22 protein-coding genes are annotated in these 15720 nt (G+C 32.4%); 10 read left to right on the forward strand and 12 right to left on the reverse strand.

Annotation, left to right across the window (positions count from 1 at the left end):
- The first annotated feature begins 56 nt into the window (after positions 1-56).
- A complete protein-coding gene (locus FA046_RS16130; protein ID WP_136827575.1) occupies positions 57-527 on the forward strand; it encodes a DUF4920 domain-containing protein in 471 nt (156 codons plus the stop codon).
- An 81-nt stretch (positions 528-608) separates the two neighbouring features.
- A complete protein-coding gene (locus tag FA046_RS16135) occupies positions 609-1280 on the forward strand; it encodes a hypothetical protein (protein ID WP_136827576.1) in 672 nt (223 codons plus the stop codon).
- Between the two features lie 59 nt (positions 1281-1339).
- On the opposite strand, the gene FA046_RS16140 is transcribed toward FA046_RS16135, so the two are convergent.
- Positions 1340-1834 (reverse strand): FKBP-type peptidyl-prolyl cis-trans isomerase, encoded by a 495-nt coding sequence (locus FA046_RS16140; RefSeq protein ID WP_136827577.1) that lies wholly within the window; start codon positions 1832-1834, stop codon positions 1340-1342.
- A gap of 33 nt (positions 1835-1867) precedes the next feature.
- The gene (locus FA046_RS16145; protein ID WP_136827578.1) at positions 1868-3874 is read right to left on the reverse strand and encodes a thioredoxin domain-containing protein; all 2007 of its coding nucleotides are present in this window, start codon (positions 3872-3874) and stop codon (positions 1868-1870) included.
- Positions 3875-4777: 903 nt separating this feature from the next.
- On the opposite strand from FA046_RS16145, the gene FA046_RS16150 reads away from it, so the two are divergent.
- Positions 4778-5875, forward strand: coding sequence for a mandelate racemase/muconate lactonizing enzyme family protein (locus tag FA046_RS16150; RefSeq protein ID WP_136827579.1), 1098 nt, complete (start codon positions 4778-4780; stop codon positions 5873-5875).
- Here the strand turns inward: FA046_RS16150 and FA046_RS16155 are convergent, their stop codons facing one another.
- Both FA046_RS16155 and FA046_RS16160 read right to left on the reverse strand, forming a co-directional pair.
- A complete protein-coding gene (locus tag FA046_RS16155) occupies positions 5876-6298 on the reverse strand; it encodes a secondary thiamine-phosphate synthase enzyme YjbQ (RefSeq protein WP_136827580.1) in 423 nt (140 codons plus the stop codon).
- Positions 6299-6310: 12 nt separating this feature from the next.
- Positions 6311-7192 carry a glycoside hydrolase family 25 protein gene (locus tag FA046_RS16160; RefSeq protein ID WP_169303397.1) on the reverse strand — a complete coding sequence of 294 codons (882 nt, stop codon included), beginning with the start codon at positions 7190-7192 and terminating at the stop codon, positions 6311-6313.
- Positions 7193-7329: 137 nt separating this feature from the next.
- Here FA046_RS16160 and FA046_RS16165 point away from each other — a divergent pair, with 137 nt between their 5' ends.
- From FA046_RS16165 to FA046_RS16195, 6 genes are all read left to right on the forward strand, one after another.
- Complete coding sequence (locus FA046_RS16165) at positions 7330-8934, forward strand: hypothetical protein (RefSeq protein ID WP_136827582.1); 1605 nt, start codon at positions 7330-7332, stop codon at positions 8932-8934.
- A gap of 2 nt (positions 8935-8936) precedes the next feature.
- A complete protein-coding gene (locus FA046_RS16170; RefSeq protein ID WP_136827583.1) occupies positions 8937-9350 on the forward strand; it encodes a hypothetical protein in 414 nt (137 codons plus the stop codon).
- Positions 9351-9375: 25 nt separating this feature from the next.
- Positions 9376-9672 (forward strand): hypothetical protein, encoded by a 297-nt coding sequence (locus FA046_RS16175; protein WP_136827584.1) that lies wholly within the window; start codon positions 9376-9378, stop codon positions 9670-9672.
- Positions 9669-10085 (forward strand): hypothetical protein, encoded by a 417-nt coding sequence (locus FA046_RS16180; protein WP_136827585.1) that lies wholly within the window; start codon positions 9669-9671, stop codon positions 10083-10085. Before FA046_RS16175 ends, FA046_RS16180 begins: the two co-directional genes overlap by 4 nt.
- A 352-nt stretch (positions 10086-10437) precedes the next feature.
- Positions 10438-10854, forward strand: a complete 417-nt coding sequence (locus FA046_RS16190) for a hypothetical protein (RefSeq protein WP_136827586.1) — start codon at positions 10438-10440, stop codon at positions 10852-10854.
- 10 nt (positions 10855-10864) lie between these two features.
- The gene (locus tag FA046_RS16195) at positions 10865-11335 is read left to right on the forward strand and encodes a hypothetical protein (RefSeq protein WP_136827587.1); all 471 of its coding nucleotides are present in this window, start codon (positions 10865-10867) and stop codon (positions 11333-11335) included.
- A gap of 46 nt (positions 11336-11381) precedes the next feature.
- Here the strand turns inward: FA046_RS16195 and FA046_RS16200 are convergent, their stop codons facing one another.
- The 8 genes from FA046_RS16200 to FA046_RS17355 form a co-directional block, all read right to left on the reverse strand.
- Positions 11382-12752, reverse strand: coding sequence for a dipeptidase (locus tag FA046_RS16200; protein ID WP_136827588.1), 1371 nt, complete (start codon positions 12750-12752; stop codon positions 11382-11384).
- Between the two features lie 97 nt (positions 12753-12849).
- On the reverse strand, positions 12850-13008 hold the full coding sequence (locus FA046_RS17325; RefSeq protein WP_169303398.1) for a hypothetical protein: 159 nt from the start codon (positions 13006-13008) through the stop codon (positions 12850-12852).
- Between the two features lie 27 nt (positions 13009-13035).
- A complete protein-coding gene (locus FA046_RS17330) occupies positions 13036-13173 on the reverse strand; it encodes a hypothetical protein (protein ID WP_169303399.1) in 138 nt (45 codons plus the stop codon).
- Positions 13174-13201: 28 nt separating this feature from the next.
- Positions 13202-13339: a hypothetical protein gene (locus FA046_RS17335; protein ID WP_169303400.1), complete on the reverse strand. Its 138-nt coding sequence runs from the start codon at positions 13337-13339 to the stop codon at positions 13202-13204.
- Positions 13340-13367: 28 nt separating this feature from the next.
- Positions 13368-13505 (reverse strand): hypothetical protein, encoded by a 138-nt coding sequence (locus FA046_RS17340; RefSeq protein WP_169303401.1) that lies wholly within the window; start codon positions 13503-13505, stop codon positions 13368-13370.
- 28 nt (positions 13506-13533) lie between these two features.
- A complete protein-coding gene (locus FA046_RS17345; protein WP_169303399.1) occupies positions 13534-13671 on the reverse strand; it encodes a hypothetical protein in 138 nt (45 codons plus the stop codon).
- A 28-nt stretch (positions 13672-13699) separates the two neighbouring features.
- Positions 13700-13837 (reverse strand): hypothetical protein, encoded by a 138-nt coding sequence (locus tag FA046_RS17350; RefSeq protein WP_169303401.1) that lies wholly within the window; start codon positions 13835-13837, stop codon positions 13700-13702.
- 28 nt (positions 13838-13865) lie between these two features.
- Entirely contained in the window at positions 13866-14003 is a 138-nt protein-coding gene (locus tag FA046_RS17355) for a hypothetical protein (RefSeq protein WP_169303402.1), read from the reverse strand.
- Between the two features lie 287 nt (positions 14004-14290).
- Here FA046_RS17355 and FA046_RS16205 point away from each other — a divergent pair, with 287 nt between their 5' ends.
- Complete coding sequence (locus FA046_RS16205; RefSeq protein ID WP_205943689.1) at positions 14291-15670, forward strand: tetratricopeptide repeat protein; 1380 nt, start codon at positions 14291-14293, stop codon at positions 15668-15670.
- The last annotated feature ends 50 nt before the right edge of the window (positions 15671-15720 follow it).

Consider the following 15720-nt stretch of genomic DNA (forward strand, 5'->3'; position numbering starts at 1 on the left):
GAAAATGAGTTAATTTGAAATTTAATAAGTAGATTTATAAAACAAAATAAACAATTATGAAAAAATTCTTTCAACTTTTGGCTGTAGCTTGTTTAGTATCAACTGTTACCTTGGCTCAAGAACCAAAAAGTGCGGCTAAAGGTGTTACTTACGGAGAAAAAATCACTAAAAAAGGTGCTATACCGGTGACTCAGTTAACTCAAAAAATGGGTGCAAATGAAACATTAACCACCAAAATCTCTGGTAAAGTTTTAGAAGTATGTACTTCTAAAGGATGTTGGATAAAATTAGAAAACGGTACTAACGACCCCATTAGAGTTACTTTTAAAGACTACGCTTTCTTTATGCCAAAAGATTTAGTGGGTAAAACAGTGGCATTAGACGGTTTTTCTAAAAAGACCGTTACTCCGGTTGCCGAGTTAAAACATTTTGCAGAAGATGCTGGAAAATCTAAAGAAGAAATTGCTAAAATAACAGCTCCAAAAAACGAAATTAAATACGAAGCTAAAGGGGTTTTGGTATTGTAATTTCAAGATTTAAACGTATTATTAAAATCCTGATTGTTTATTCAATCGGGATTTTTTATTTTAGGAGAAACATTATCTAATATGAAATCTAACCTTATCGCTGAATATGACAAGCTTTTCTACAAAACAGCAATTGGTAGATTTCCTTTAACTGCTATAAATGAATTTGATGATTTGCTTGAAAAATATTTAAATCATGAAACTTATGATGAGTTAATAGATGGAGTTAAGATGGCAAAATCTATGATTTATAGATCAAATGAACTTTATGAAGAGTCTTTTGAAATAGACATGAATCAATTAGCATATTTATCAATGGAGCATTATACAGGTTATTATGCCCTTATAAATAGTGCAACTAAAACAAGTGAAAAATTAGATAAAACTGAAATTGTAATGCCCTTTGCTATTGATTATCTAAAAAATGGTAAAATCGATCTTTATGGTAAAATATTCGTATTAGAATGGTTAGTTAAACATCATCCAAATAAAAATAATTCTTTTACTGATTTTGAGAGAGTGTTTTTGGAATTATGTGAAGCTATGGGATATAAAATAGAGTATAATTTAGATTTTAAAACTCGGATGGAATTAATCATGAAAGAATTTCATAGAGCTAATAAAGATCTTCATCAATTTAGGATCAAAATATCCGGGTTAAGCCCAATTGAGACTAATAATATTCTAGATCAATATTTAAAAACTGAACTATTAAGTTTTTTTAGAGAGCAGGCAATGGGTTACAAGAAATAATCAAAATAAAAAAAGCGAACCAAACTGATTCGCTTTATAAGATTCAAAAATGTAAATTTTTAGTGTTGGTGTCCACCTTCTCCATGAACATGACCATGTTCTAACTCTTCTTGAGTTGCTGGTCTAACTTCTTGGATGGTTCCGTTAAAGTGTAATTCGTGACCAGCCATTGGGTGGTTTAAATCTACTAAAACAGCATCTTCAACAATAGAAACTACTCTACCTTGAAACTGACCGCCATTATTATCCTGTAAAGGTAAAAGAGAACCAATTTCTGGTAAAGGCTGGTCTCCAAACATATCTTTTGGAAGTGGAGCTACCGCTTTTTCATCATACTCGCCATAACCATCTTCTGCAGATAGAGAGAATGAATAATTATCGCCTACAGCTAATCCTGTTAAATATTCTTCAAATTTCGGCAACATCATTCCTACCCCGTAAAGAAATACTAATGGCTGCTCAACAGTTGCGCTTTCAACATGTTTTTTTTCACCGGCTTCGGTGACATACAAATCGTAGGTTAAAGTTACTACGTGGTTATTATCAATCTTCATGTGTTGGGTTTTTCGAAATGCCTTTTTACATTTCTATTCAAAAATTTGTTTAATTGCTTCACTAATATCACTCACTGGCAGCTGACAGGTTTTATCCTTACAAACAAAAATTCTGGTTTCGCCAACAAACTTATCTGCCAACAAAGGTAAAGTTCCTTGTGTACCTCCCAAAATAATCTTGTTTGGAATGTACAATTTTTCTAAATCTTTACGCTTTTGTGTAAAATCTGTACCTGTAACGGCTATTTCGAGTGTTCCATTTACTTCTTCTAACAACAAAGAAGCCCAATTTGCATAACCAGAACCATAAGATTTGATATGCGGAGCTACTGTTTTTAACAAATGACGATAAATTTTATCGTATCGTTCCTGATCAAAAAACAAGGAAAGCTTTTTAAGATTCCATGCCATTATAGAGTTTGAACCCGAAATCACGTTATCCATAATTTCATATTTACGGGCAATTAGAGCTTCATCCTGATCTGAGGTGTAAAAGAACAAACCCGATTCATCGTCTCTAAAATGGTCTAAAACATAATCTGTTAAAGCTTTCGCCTCAAATAAATATTCTTCATCAAAAGTGACCTCGTATAAATTGATAAATGCCTCAATTAAAGCTGCATAATCATCTAAAAAACCATTGATGGTGGCTTTGCCATTTTTGTAATTACGATAGATGCCTCCATCCTCTTGCATCATATTTTTTTGGAGGAATTTTACGTTTTTTAAAGCCATCTCCAAGAATTTTTCATCGGCGAAAGCCTGATAAGCATTTACCAATCCTTTTAGCATTAAAGCATTCCAACTGGTTAAAATTTTATCATCCAAACCTGGATGAATCCGCTTATTTCTCACCTCTAAAAGTTTTTCTCTTGACCTTTTCAGAATCACATCTAATGCTATTTCTGAGATTTCATAAGCATCGGCAACAGCCTTTTTCTCTTTTCTAATCCACAAATTGTTGATGTGCTCTTCTTCCCAATTTCCATCATCGGTTACTTCATAAAAAGTATTGAAAATCTCGGCATCAGCACCTAAAATTTCATCAATTTCTGATTTTTCCCAAGTATAAAACTTCCCTTCTACTCCTTCACTATCGGCATCTAAAGCAGCGTAAAAACCACCTTCTGGTGAGGTCATTTCTCTTTGTAGCCAATCAAAAGTTTCATCAACTACTTCTTTATAACGCTCTTCTCCGCACCATTTGTAAGCATCTGCAAACAAACTCATGAGCTGACCATTATCATACATCATTTTTTCAAAATGCGGAATATGCCATTTGCCATCTACCGAATAACGGGCAAAACCACCACCTAAATGATCATAAATCCCTCCGACAGCCATTTTATCTAATGTTAATCTAACAATTACATGGGCGGCTTCATCTTTTAATAAGTGAGCGGCTTTCATTAAAAAAGCCCAATTATTAGGCATCGGGAATTTTGGAGCTCGGTTATGCCCACCTTCAGAAAAATCAAACAGCATTTTCCAAGGCTCTAAAATTTCTTGAAGATCTTTTAAAGTGTATTCTTTTTCTTCGGCTACAAAAGCTAATTTTTCTGATTGCTTAATTCCTTCGGTCAGTTTTGTTGCGTAATCTTCGGCTTCAGCAGGTTTTGTTTCATAAAAGTGAGCCAAATTGGTGAGTAAATTCATCCAATCTTGTTTGGGAAAATAGGTGCCGCCATAAATAGGTCTTTGATCTGGCAAACAGAAACAATTGAGTGGCCAACCTCCCCTGCCGGTCATGAGTTGAACGGCATTCATATAAATTTGATCAATATCTGGTCGCTCTTCTCTATCAATTTTTATACACACAAAAAACTGATTCATCAGCTTAGCAACTTCCTCGTTTTCAAAGCTTTCATGCTCCATCACATGGCACCAATGGCAAGCCGAATAACCAATACTTACCAGAATTAATTTATTTTCTGCTTTGGCTTTATCTAAGGCTTCTTTACCCCAAGGATACCAGTCTACTGGGTTTTGGGCGTGTTGTAAAAGGTATGGAGAGGAAGAATTTATGAGTTTATTTGACATGATAATTGTATTAACCGCAGAAATAGCTGAGGGTTTTACAAAGGTGGGAAATAATAAGCTAACCACAGAGGACACAAAGATTTTTCATCTCCATTTCGGTTATAACCACAGAGAACGCAAAGATTTTTTTCACAAAGTACACAGAGCTGGGTTTATCAAAAATCAATCTCCTTTTTTTCTCTGTAAACTCCGTGGTTCAATTATTTTTTTCACAACAGAAGACACAAAGTACACAGAGCTGGGTTTATCAAATATCAATCTCCTTTTTTTCTCTGTGAACTCCGTGGTTTAATTTTTTTTAACCACAGAGGACGCAAAGTTCACAGAGCTGGGTTTATCAAATATCAATCTCTTTTTTTTCTCTGTGAACTCTGCGAACTCCGTGGTTCAATTATTTTTTTCACAACAGAGGACACAAAGTACACAGAGCTAGGTTTATTAAATATCAATCTCTTTTTTTTCTCTGTGAACTCCCCGTGGTTAATTATTTTTTTTTTACCACAGAGGACACAAAGTTCACAGAGCTGGGTTTATCAAAAATCAATCTCTTTTTTTCTCTGTAAACTCCGTGGTTCAATTATTTTTTTCACAACAGAAGACACAAAGTACACAGAGCTGGGTTTATCAAATATCAATCCCTTTTTTCTCTGTGATCTCCCCGATCTCCGTGGTTCAATTATTTTTTTTACCACAGAGGGCACAAAGTTCACAGAGCTGGGTTTATCAAATATCAATCTCTTTTTTTTCTCTGTGAACTCTGCGAACTCCGTGGTTAATTATTTTTTTTTTAACCACAGAGGACACAAAGCTGGGTTTATTAAATATCAATCTCCTTTTTTCTCTGTGATCTCCGTGGTTAAATTTCTCTGTGAACTTTGTGGTTAAAAACCCTTAAATTTAAAAATGAAAATCACTCATATAAATATTTACCGTTTCAGCATTCCTATGGAACCATTTACCATTGCCACCGGGACCATGGATTTTGCGCAAAATATTTTTATTAGGGTTTACACCGATGCCGGGTTTTATGGTGTTGGAGAAGGATCTGCTTTTCCTATGATTGTGGGTGAAACACAAGAAACTATGTTAAAAATGGCTCAAGATTTTGCTCAAATTTGGAAAGGAAAAAACCCGCTAAACATTGATGAAAGAATGGAAGAACTACATAATTACACTGCTTTTAATGCTACTTGTAAAAGTGCTTTTGATATGGCTTTGTATGATATTACTTCCAAAAATGCAAAAAAACCGCTTTATCAGTTTTTGGGAGGCGAAAAAAGACAAGTTATTACTGATATGACCATTGGCATAGATACGCCAGAAAACATGGCTGCTACTGCTATAAAACATCAGAAAAATGGTTGTAGCATTATTAAAATAAAATTGGGCAAAAAAGTAAAAGAGGATGTGGAAAGAGTCAGAAAAATACGAGCTGCCGTTGGTGATGATATGATTTTGCGATTAGATGCCAACCAAGGTTGGAGTTTTGAAGATGCCATTTTAGCATTGAAAGAATTAGCACAATTTAATATTGAATTTTGCGAACAACCCATGCGTACTTTTTATGATGATTTTTTACCCGAATTAAAAGAGCTTTCGCAGATAAAAATTACAGCTGATGAAAGTTGTTTTAACCATCATGATGCCCGAAAACTAATTCATAGCGACTCTTGTGATTACATCAATATCAAATTCGCTAAATCTGGAGGAATTTATGAATCCTTAAAAATTTACCACGAAGCCGTGATGAATGCAGTTCCTTGTATGATTGGTAGCATGTTAGAAAGTAGGATTGCCTTGAGTGCCAACTTACATTTCGCATTGGCTTGCCCTAAAATTCAATTCTTTGATTTAGACACCTGCTTATTGGGCCATTTAGTTGACCCAGTGGTTGGCGGCTTAACTTATAAAGGTTTTGAACTTTTTATTTCTGATGAAATTGGTATTGGCGCTGATGCTGATGAAGAGTTTTTAAAAGGATGTGAAAAGTGGAGTGTTTAATCACTCTCCCCAAGCCGTTAAAACCAGTTGTCTTTGTCCGCCATAATTACGGTGTTCACATAAATAAACGCCTTGCCAAGTCCCAACAAATAAACGTCCGTTTCTGATGGGTAAAGTTACTGAACAACCTAATAAAGCTGCTTTTAAATGTGCCGGCATATCGTCTGAACCTTCATAGTCATGTTTATAATCTGGATCGTTTTCTGGAACAGTTTTATTAAAATACATTTCAAAATCCTGTCGAACCGTTGGATCTGCGTTTTCATTCACGCATAAAGACGCAGAAGTATGCTGAATAAAAACTTGTAATAATCCTGTTTTCAACTCTGCTATTTGAGGAATAGCCGCTAAAACTTCATTGGTAATTAAGTGAAATCCTCTTTTTCTTTCTTTAAGGGTTAAATTTTGTTGAAAAATTTTCATCTGTAAATAGCTCTAATTTTTAACTTCTTGTACTAATAAAGCACTCAAATCTTCTTCCTCTCCATTAAACACATTCATATCAACTCGCCCTTTTATCCCATCTACATGGGCATTATCAGCATGTTGCCAAAAATTCCATTTTAGGTTTTCAGCCAATTTAGATTTATAGTAATGCGCTATCCAAATTGGATAATCATCAAATTTACCTTTTAAATGATCTTTATAAAACTGATAACTAGTATAAATAATAGGTTTGGTTTTTGTCCTTTTCTCTACTTCTATTAAAAACTCCTGCAAATTAGGAATCAATTCTTCTTTGGTTAAACCGGCTGTTTCTTCTATATCAATTACTGGCGGCAAATCTCCGGCTTCTGTTTTTACAGTTTGTAAAAAGAAACGAGCCTGCCACATTCCTGATTTTTTAGGCTTAAAATAATGATATGCTCCTCTAATTATTCCGGTATTTTTACTTTCTCTCCAGTTTCTTTGAAAATAAGAATCCACTAAAGTAACCCCTTCAGTAGCTTTAATAAACGCAAAAGAAATTTTCACACCACTATTTTCCATCGCATTTACTTTCTCCCAATCTATTTTTTGTTGATAGGAAGAAACATCTATCCCATGAATAATGTATTTTCTAGGAATACGAATCCCGAATTTCTCATAATGGGGATATTCATCAAAAACAAATAAATCTCTAAACCATCGGCTAGTAGAAACCGCAGTTTTAATCACTTTTCCGTAATAAAAAGGAGAAAAAACCAAAGCAACAATCAAGAGTAAAATGATTCTCCACTTCCAACTTTTCCCGGCTTTTTTCTTTGGCTTGCGCCGAGTGGTTGACGCTACTTTTCTGATTGGAGCTTTTTTGGCGATGGTTTTTTTGATGGGCATAATTTGGTCAAATATAGAAGTATTGACATTGATTAGTTTTGCTTGTTGTAATTATTCTATCTCCCTAATTTTTAAAATAAATTTGATTTTAGCCTAATAAAATTTACTTTAGATATAATTTACTTAACTCTATTTATATGAAAAAACATTTAATGCGCACAATATGTGTTTCAATAGCTTTTATTACGTTGTTTGCAACTAATTCTTGTAGAAAAGACATTCAAAATTCTGAAATTACAGTTCAACCTAAAACATTAGATTTAATAGCTGAGGCTAAACTTTATTTTAACAACAGTATAAAAGAGGTCTCAAGAGAAAAAGATTTAAATAGCAGCAATGATAAAAACCAATTTCAATTATTAAATAAAAAGGTACTTTGGGATGATGCTAAAGTTAAAAAAATGGCTTCTGGAGAGGCCGTTAGAGTTCCAATATATTATGATGAAGAAACCTTCATAAAAGCAGGAAAAGACAAAAGAGCAATGTCTTTATATAACCTCAGCTACCTCATGATGTATAAAGACAAAAAGGGCAAGATGCAAATGGAATGGGTAATTACCATACCTGATGATGATTATGTTGATAGAAAGAGAAATAGTGGAGTAAAATTTACGGGGATTATCCATGTTTTAGATTGGAAGGGAAACCTAATAAAATCATATAGATACTTTAAAGACGAGAGCGTTTCTATGGGTACTAAAATGACTTTTACTAAAGAAAATAATTTAAAAGTTGCCAGTAATAAACAACCCATAAAACAATATGATTACTGGGCACAAGGTTGTGTCTCCAATACTTATTGGACTTGCGTTTCTATTACAAGCACAGGCAATGAATATTGTGGTAACTTTTATTCTGTAGAAACTTGTTACAATATTTATGTTATTGAGCCTAAAGGAAAAGAAATACCAATTTCTGAAGGCGGAGGTGGCGGAGGTCCATATGATTATATACCAGATGAGAATGATTGCCCTGTTAGTGGAAACCCTGAAAACCCAGGTGATCAGCCTCCTACAGATAGGAATAGTCCAATGTCTACATCTAGTAGTAATTGTGATGGCACCATTAATAGAGACACTATAAATAACTTAAACAATGCAGATGCTGACTGTATTTTTGAAAGACTAAAAAACAATGTTTTATTTCAAAATTTGTTAGCAAATTTCCAAAACAATAAAAACTTGAATATTACATTTCAAATGGGTAATCCTGTAGATGAGAACGGAAATTCTGTAAATGGGTCAACTAGCCATGTTTTAGGTACAACCAATTTTACGATTACAATAGACAATAATTATTTAAATCTTCGCGGAGGAATTGAAGTTGCCAAAACTTTTCTACATGAGGCATTTCATGCTAATTTATATACACAAGCACAACTATGGTATCCATCAGACCTACCAACAAACTTTCAAAACTGGAGTTTGGTAGATCAAATTAAATATATAGACAATAGGAGTGGTCATATCGCTGGTTTTTCCAATTCTCATCAGCATAATTATATTGCTACTCAAATTGATCAAATTGCGAATGGGATAAGGGCATATACTCTTGCCAATTATCCCACAATTTATAGCAATCCAAACGCTACTTTTGATTCTTATAGGGCTATGGCTTATGGTGGTTTAACAGGTACACAGTGTTATGCTACTTACATTAAAAACTTGCCTAATGGGCAAACTAGTTTTGATAATGCTTATAGAGAATTAATTTCTAAAATTGGTGAAAATAAATGTCCATAAATATGAAAAATGCATTTCTGTTAATCACATTATTATTTTCAAGTATAATTTCATCAGCTCAAATTGAAGTTAGAGAATCTATATACATAAGAGTAGACAAACTTGAACCAAATCAGATTAGTTTTCACATTTCGAACGGTAAAATTTTAGGCTTAAACATATACATAAAAAATAAATATGAGAGTCAAACTGGTTTTGCTACAGGTTATTTTGACTCAAATTTAACATTAAACCAAAAGCACAAGTTAGACCCAAGCAAAGTGATAACTTATGATCAATTTGTAGAACTTATTAATAAGGATATTTTAAATGTTCACTATTATTACAGAATTTATTTTATTATTTCTGAGGCAAAGTATGATTATTTAACCATACAGGTAAGGCAAATTATGCCTCCTGAGTTTAATCAAGAATAAAACTTAAATTTTTACTATCAAAAATATGAGTTTAGTTGACCAAATTAAATATCTTGATAGTCGCGGTGGTAATGAAATTTTACAACATACCTATATGTCTAATAACATTAATATTATTGCAAATGGCTTGAGAGATTATGTACAAGCTAATTACCCTGATATTTATAATAATCCAAATAATACTCAAGAGGCATATATTGATTTGTGTATACAAGGTTTACAAGGAACCAAAGTGTTTAATCATTACGAAAACAATCTTCCAATTGGAACCCCAATTGGAACATTATCCTCAGGCTTAGTAACTTCAATCAAATGTCCATGAAAACATTAACTCTAATATTTTTATATATTATTTTAATTTCTATTAAAGTTCAAGCGCAAGAAACTTCTGGTACCTTTAATAATATTTTCTATGTGAGAATTGATACATTGCCATCGGCTTTAAAAAACTTTAAAATTGAAGATGGGAAAATCACATTTATTGGTATTTTAATAAATAAAGATAGTCTTGGAAGTGGCGGCTTTCATACCATGTATAATAACGCTAATTTATTAGGTTTTAATAAAGAAAACATTAATCCTCATGATATTATAAGTTATAATCAACTTTATAAAAAACTTGCAAAAAACGCTTATAATATCATTATGTTTTGTAAAATCTATTTTATAATTGGGGAAGATAGATTTAAATATATGGCCATTCAAGTAAGACCTGTTGGGTATTTGCAAGAATAAAATTTACTTTTCTATTTAGATTTCAGCTCAATCGTGGTATCCAAATAGTTTACCCTCTAATTTTCAAATCAAGAGGTTTAGTAAATCAAATAAGAGGAAATGATTTTATCCGGATTTATGTAAAAGTAAATAATCCCGCTAGCCAAAACTAACGGGATTTTCTTTTACTTGCTCATTTCGGCAAAATATTTATGAAATAACGGAATGGTTTCTATCCCTTTATAATAATTAAATACATCGTATTTTTCGTTTGGTGAGTGCATGTTACAAATTAATCATAACTTTCATGAGACTTCGGCATATATTCAATTAACAAGTTCACAGAAAACAAAAATTAATATTGACCTTTCAAATGAGTTTCAAAAGACAAATAAGAATTATAATTAGCTTTTCCCTATTATTATTCAGTTGCAAAAACAAGGTTGAGGTTAATATTCCCTTTAACTTTCACCAAAATGGCAGCTCAAACATTGATTTCAAAATAGATACAATTTCTAAAAAGAAAGTGTATAATATTTACCTATCAAAAGCTTATTTCATTTCAATGAAAGAAAAATTGATTGGCTTTACAAAAGAAATTCATGAAAAACCTTATATAAATTACAATCTTATTAGAAAAGCTATTAACATACCCAAAACTGAAGAAATTAATGCAAATTATAGCTTTTATGCAGTAGTTCAAGTTAATGAATCGACGTTTAAAAAAATACCGATTAAGCTATCTGGGTTTACTATGATAGATTTTGAATATCCTATTAAAGAAAACTAAAAAGAAACCTATGTTCTTACGATTCACATTAATTGCTATGTTAATAAATTTACTAGGTTACAATAATTTGTATGGTCAAGAAAAAAGAGACATTTCGAAGTTTATCATGCAAAACTTTAAAGTGCCAGCAGAAAAGCTTAATAATTGCAAGTGGAATTATTTAGTGTTAGAAACAACACTTGATAAGACTAATAAATTAAATTATAAAGTTTTATCCTCAACTGACACATTTTTAATAAAGAATATAAGCTTTTTAAATTCATTCAAAGTAAATGAAATTAATGTAAAATCATTTCCCGCACTTATTATAATATCTATTCAAGATAATGTCGGTTTATGCGATAACGAATACGCTAAAATTCCAGCACCATCAGATGTGTTGCAGCAAATTTTGCCATTAATATCGCAATCAGTTAAAGATTATCCTAAAATACGAATATTAGAACCCATAATTGCTAATATTGAAGCATCAAGACAATAGTTTATAAAGTAAAAATCCCGCTAGTCAACACTAACGGGATTTTATTTTACTTACTCATTTCGGCAAAATATTTATGAAATAATGGAATGGTTTCTATCCCTTTATAATAGTTAAATACATCGTATTTTTCGTTTGGCGAGTGCAGGTTATCGCTATCTAATCCAAAACCCATTAACACGGTTTTAATTCCTAATTCCTGCTCAAATAAAGCTACAATTGGAATACTTCCACCGCCTCTTGTTGGTACAGGCTGTTTGCCAAAAGCTTCTTCAATGGCTTTGTAAGCTGCTTTAAAAGCTAAAGAATCTGTCGGGGTAACATAAGGCGTTCCTCCATGATGAGCCACCACACTCACTTTAACAGATTTTGGTGCAATGCTTTCGAAATGGTTTTTAAAAAGCTCTGAAATGGCTTTCCAATCCTGCCCTGGCACTAAACGCATAGAAATTTTAGCATTGGCTTTTGCTGGCAAAACAGTTTTAGCTCCGGGGCCAGTATAACCGCCCCAAATTCCGTTGACTTCTAAAGTTGGTCTAATTCCGGTTCTTTCTATGGTAGAATAGCCTTTTTCGCCCCAAACTTCATCAACAGAAAGGTCTTTTTTATAATCGTCTAAATTAAAAGGAGCATCATTTAAAGCTTTTCTTTCTTCGGCAGATAATTCAATTACGCCATCGTAAAAACCAGGAATGGTGATATGGTTATTTTCATCATGCAAGGAAGCAATCATTTGGCAAAGAATAGTTGCCGGATTGGCTACTGCACCGCCGTAAACGCCAGAGTGTAAATCGCGGTTCGGACCTTGTACTTCTACTTCCATGTAAGCTAAACCACGTAAACCGGTTTCTAAAGATGGATTTTCCATACTAATCATAGAAGTATCAGAAATCAAAACTACATCGGCTTTTAATCTTTCTTTATTGGCTGTTACAAATTTTCCTAGATTATCTGAACCTACTTCTTCTTCTCCTTCTATCATAAATTTGATATTGCAAGGCAAAGTGTTGGTATTCATCATCAATTCAAATGCTTTTACATGCATATAAAACTGGCCTTTATCATCACAAGCGCCACGGGCATAAATTTTACCGTCACGTAAAGTGGGTTCAAATGGTGGCGTATGCCATAATTCTAATGGATCTGGTGGTTGTACGTCGTAATGACCGTAAACCAAAACGGTAGGTAAACTGGAATCTATAATTTTTTCTCCGTAAACTATCGGATAGCCTTCAGTAGCGCAAACTTCAACGTTTTCGGCTCCGGCTTCTTTTAATTTCTCGGCAACAAAATCTGCTGTTTTGAGTACCTCTCCTTTATATTTAGGATCGGCACTAACAGACGGAAATCTTAATAATTCAAATAATTCGTCTAAGAACCTTTTACGATTCTCTTCTACATAATTCTTAATTGTTTGCATAAAATAAGGATTTATGCAAATATAGAATTTTATATTTCAGACATTTTCCGAAACATTATTGTAGCATTTAATTTACTGCTAAATGGGAAAACTTAATTTAATCCCAAGTAGCTAATTCGGCATTTCTTGGCGTATCTACAGTTTTTTGTGTAGGAAGCTGCTTAGCTTGTTCTTGATCTGTATTTGATTTGTTAATAGTTGCAGCAGCAGCTACGGCTGAAATTACAACGAATACTATAATTAATAACTTTTTCATATTGTTTTCTATTTATATGTGGCTCAATTAATCCCAGGTACCTAAATTACCTTTGTCACTTACTTTTACTGCTGTAGGTTTTGTTGGGGCTACTTCACTTTCTTTTTTGCAAGACGTTGCGCCTACTGCTGATACTAATAATATTGCGATCAATAACTTTTTCATGTTTATTTTCTATTTATATGTGGCTTAATTAATCCCAAGTACCTAAATTACCTTTGTCACTTACTTTTACTGATGTAGATTTTGTTGGGGCTACTTCACTTTCTTTTTTGCAAGACGTTGCGCCCACTGCTGATACTAATAATATTGCGATCAATAACTTTTTCATGTTGTTTTTATATTTATATGTGGCTTAATTAATCCCAGGTACCTAAATTACCTTTGTCACTTACTTTTACTGATGTAGGCTTAGTTGGTGCTACTTCACTTTCTTTTTTGCAAGACGTTGCGCCCACTGCTGATACTAATAATATTGCGATCAATAACTTTTTCATGTTGTTTTTATATTTATATGTGGCTTAATTAATCCCAGGTACCTAAATTACCTTTGTCACTTACTTTTACTGCTGTAGGTTTTGTTGGGGCTACTTCACTTTCTTTTTTGCAAGACGTTGCGCCTACTGCTGATACTAATAATATTGCGATCAATAACTTTTTCATGTTTATTTTCTATTTATATGTGGCTTAATTAATCCCAGGTACCTAAATTACCTTTGTCACTTACTTTTACTGATGTAGGCTTAGTTGGGGCTACTTCACTTTCTTTTTTGCAAGACGTTGCGCCTACTGCTGATACTAATAATATTGCGATCAATAACTTTTTCATGTTTGTTTTCTATTTATATGTGGCTTAATTAATCCCAAGTACCTAAATTACCTTTGTCGTTTACTTTTACTGATGTAGGCTTAGTTGGTGCTACTTCACTTTCTTTTTTGCAAGACGTTGCGCCTACTGCTGATACTAATAATATTGCGATCAATAACTTTTTCATGTTTGTTTATTTTAAAATTTAAATTTTCTGTTTGAATAGATCAAACATAGCTTCATTATTGTTTCTAAAGAAACTTTTCTAATAAAAAAAATAAACTATTGTTTCAATTAAATAATTTTTATCACATAACTAAAAAATAATTCTATTTTTCTTATTGAATTAATATTTTAAGATTTATGAATACCTTTACTTTTGAACATTAATTTATTTTGTAAATGAAGTATTATCTACTGCTTTTTTTTTGTCTTAATCTTGGAAGGTTATTCGCTTATCAAACAGACAACTCTTTGTTGGGACTTAAAAGTGATACAAACACAGTAAATGAACTAAATAAACTAGGATATAACAATAGATTAACAGACCCAGAGCAAACCATAATTACTGCTAAAAAAGCAATAAAGATAGCTGCCGATATTAATTATAATAATGGTTTAGCCGAATCGAATAGGGTTTTAGGAATTGGTTATTATTATTTAAATCAGAGAGATACAGCTTTAAATTATTATTTAACAGCTTTAAATCTTTTCAAAAAAAACGCCAACCAACTGGGCGAAGCAAAAGTATCTAACAACATTGGAAATCTTTGGTTAGATATTGATTATGACAAAGCTTTAAATTACTTTGAAAACACTTTAAAAATTGCTCAAAAATACAATATCAAAGAATTAATTGCAGGTTCATACTTAAATATAGGGAACACTTTTTCCAGAAAAAAAAATTACAACTTTGCCCTATCCAATTATGAAAAAAGCAGTCAAATCTTTAATGAGATTAATAACCCAGTAGGCATCACTCAAAGTTTACAAAACAGAGGGGTAATTTATTTTAGTTTGAATCAATTTAATGAAGCTGAGAAGCTTTTATTAGAAGCAAACAAAAAAGCTAAAGAATTTGAACTGAATGGAAGTGTGGCGTCCATTAACTTAACATTAACTTCTATTTACATTGCAAGAGGGGCTTTTGATAAAGCCGAAGAATTTTTAAAAGAAGGTGTTGCATTTTCTAAATTGGTGAATGATGAAAAAAGATTGTATGATTATACTTTCACCTCTTACGAACTAGAATTTAAAAGAAAAAATTACCAAAAAGCAATTTCATACTTAAAAGAAGTACATGAGCAAGACAGCGTTAATTTTAAAAGAAACATTGCTTCAAACATTAACCTTATTCAAGAAACTTTAAAGCAACAACAGCAACAAAAAGAAAATGAATTAACCATAGCAAATCAACGAAATGCAAATACACTTTTTATTGCAAGCGCTATTGTTGCAATATTATCTTTCTTTGTTATTTTCTTGTTAATCAGAATCAACAAGAAATCAAGCGAGAGTAATAAAGCACTTACCTCACTAAATCAAGAGGTTTCTTTTCAAAAAGACAATGTGGATAGAATTAATCAGAAACTAGAAGAAATTATTACCGAAAGAACTAAAGATTTGATTTATAAAAATCAAAAACTTTCAGAATACTCCTCTCATCTTTCTCATCAAATACGTGGTCCAGTTGCTACTTTAAAAGGATTAGTGATGTTGATTTTAGGAAATATGGTAGAAAGTAAAGATGTAATTCCTCAAATTAAAAAATGTGTAGACGAAATTGATGATCAAATTATGGACATTAACCAAGCCTTGCATGACCCTACCCGACTGCATTTACATTCTAAATAAAAACGTGGAAATCTTTAAATGAGGCAAAGCTAAAATCTCCGCCTCATTTT

The sequence above is a fragment of the Pedobacter cryophilus genome (genome assembly GCF_005116455.1).
Lineage (GTDB): Bacteria > Bacteroidota > Bacteroidia > Sphingobacteriales > Sphingobacteriaceae > Pseudopedobacter > Pseudopedobacter cryophilum.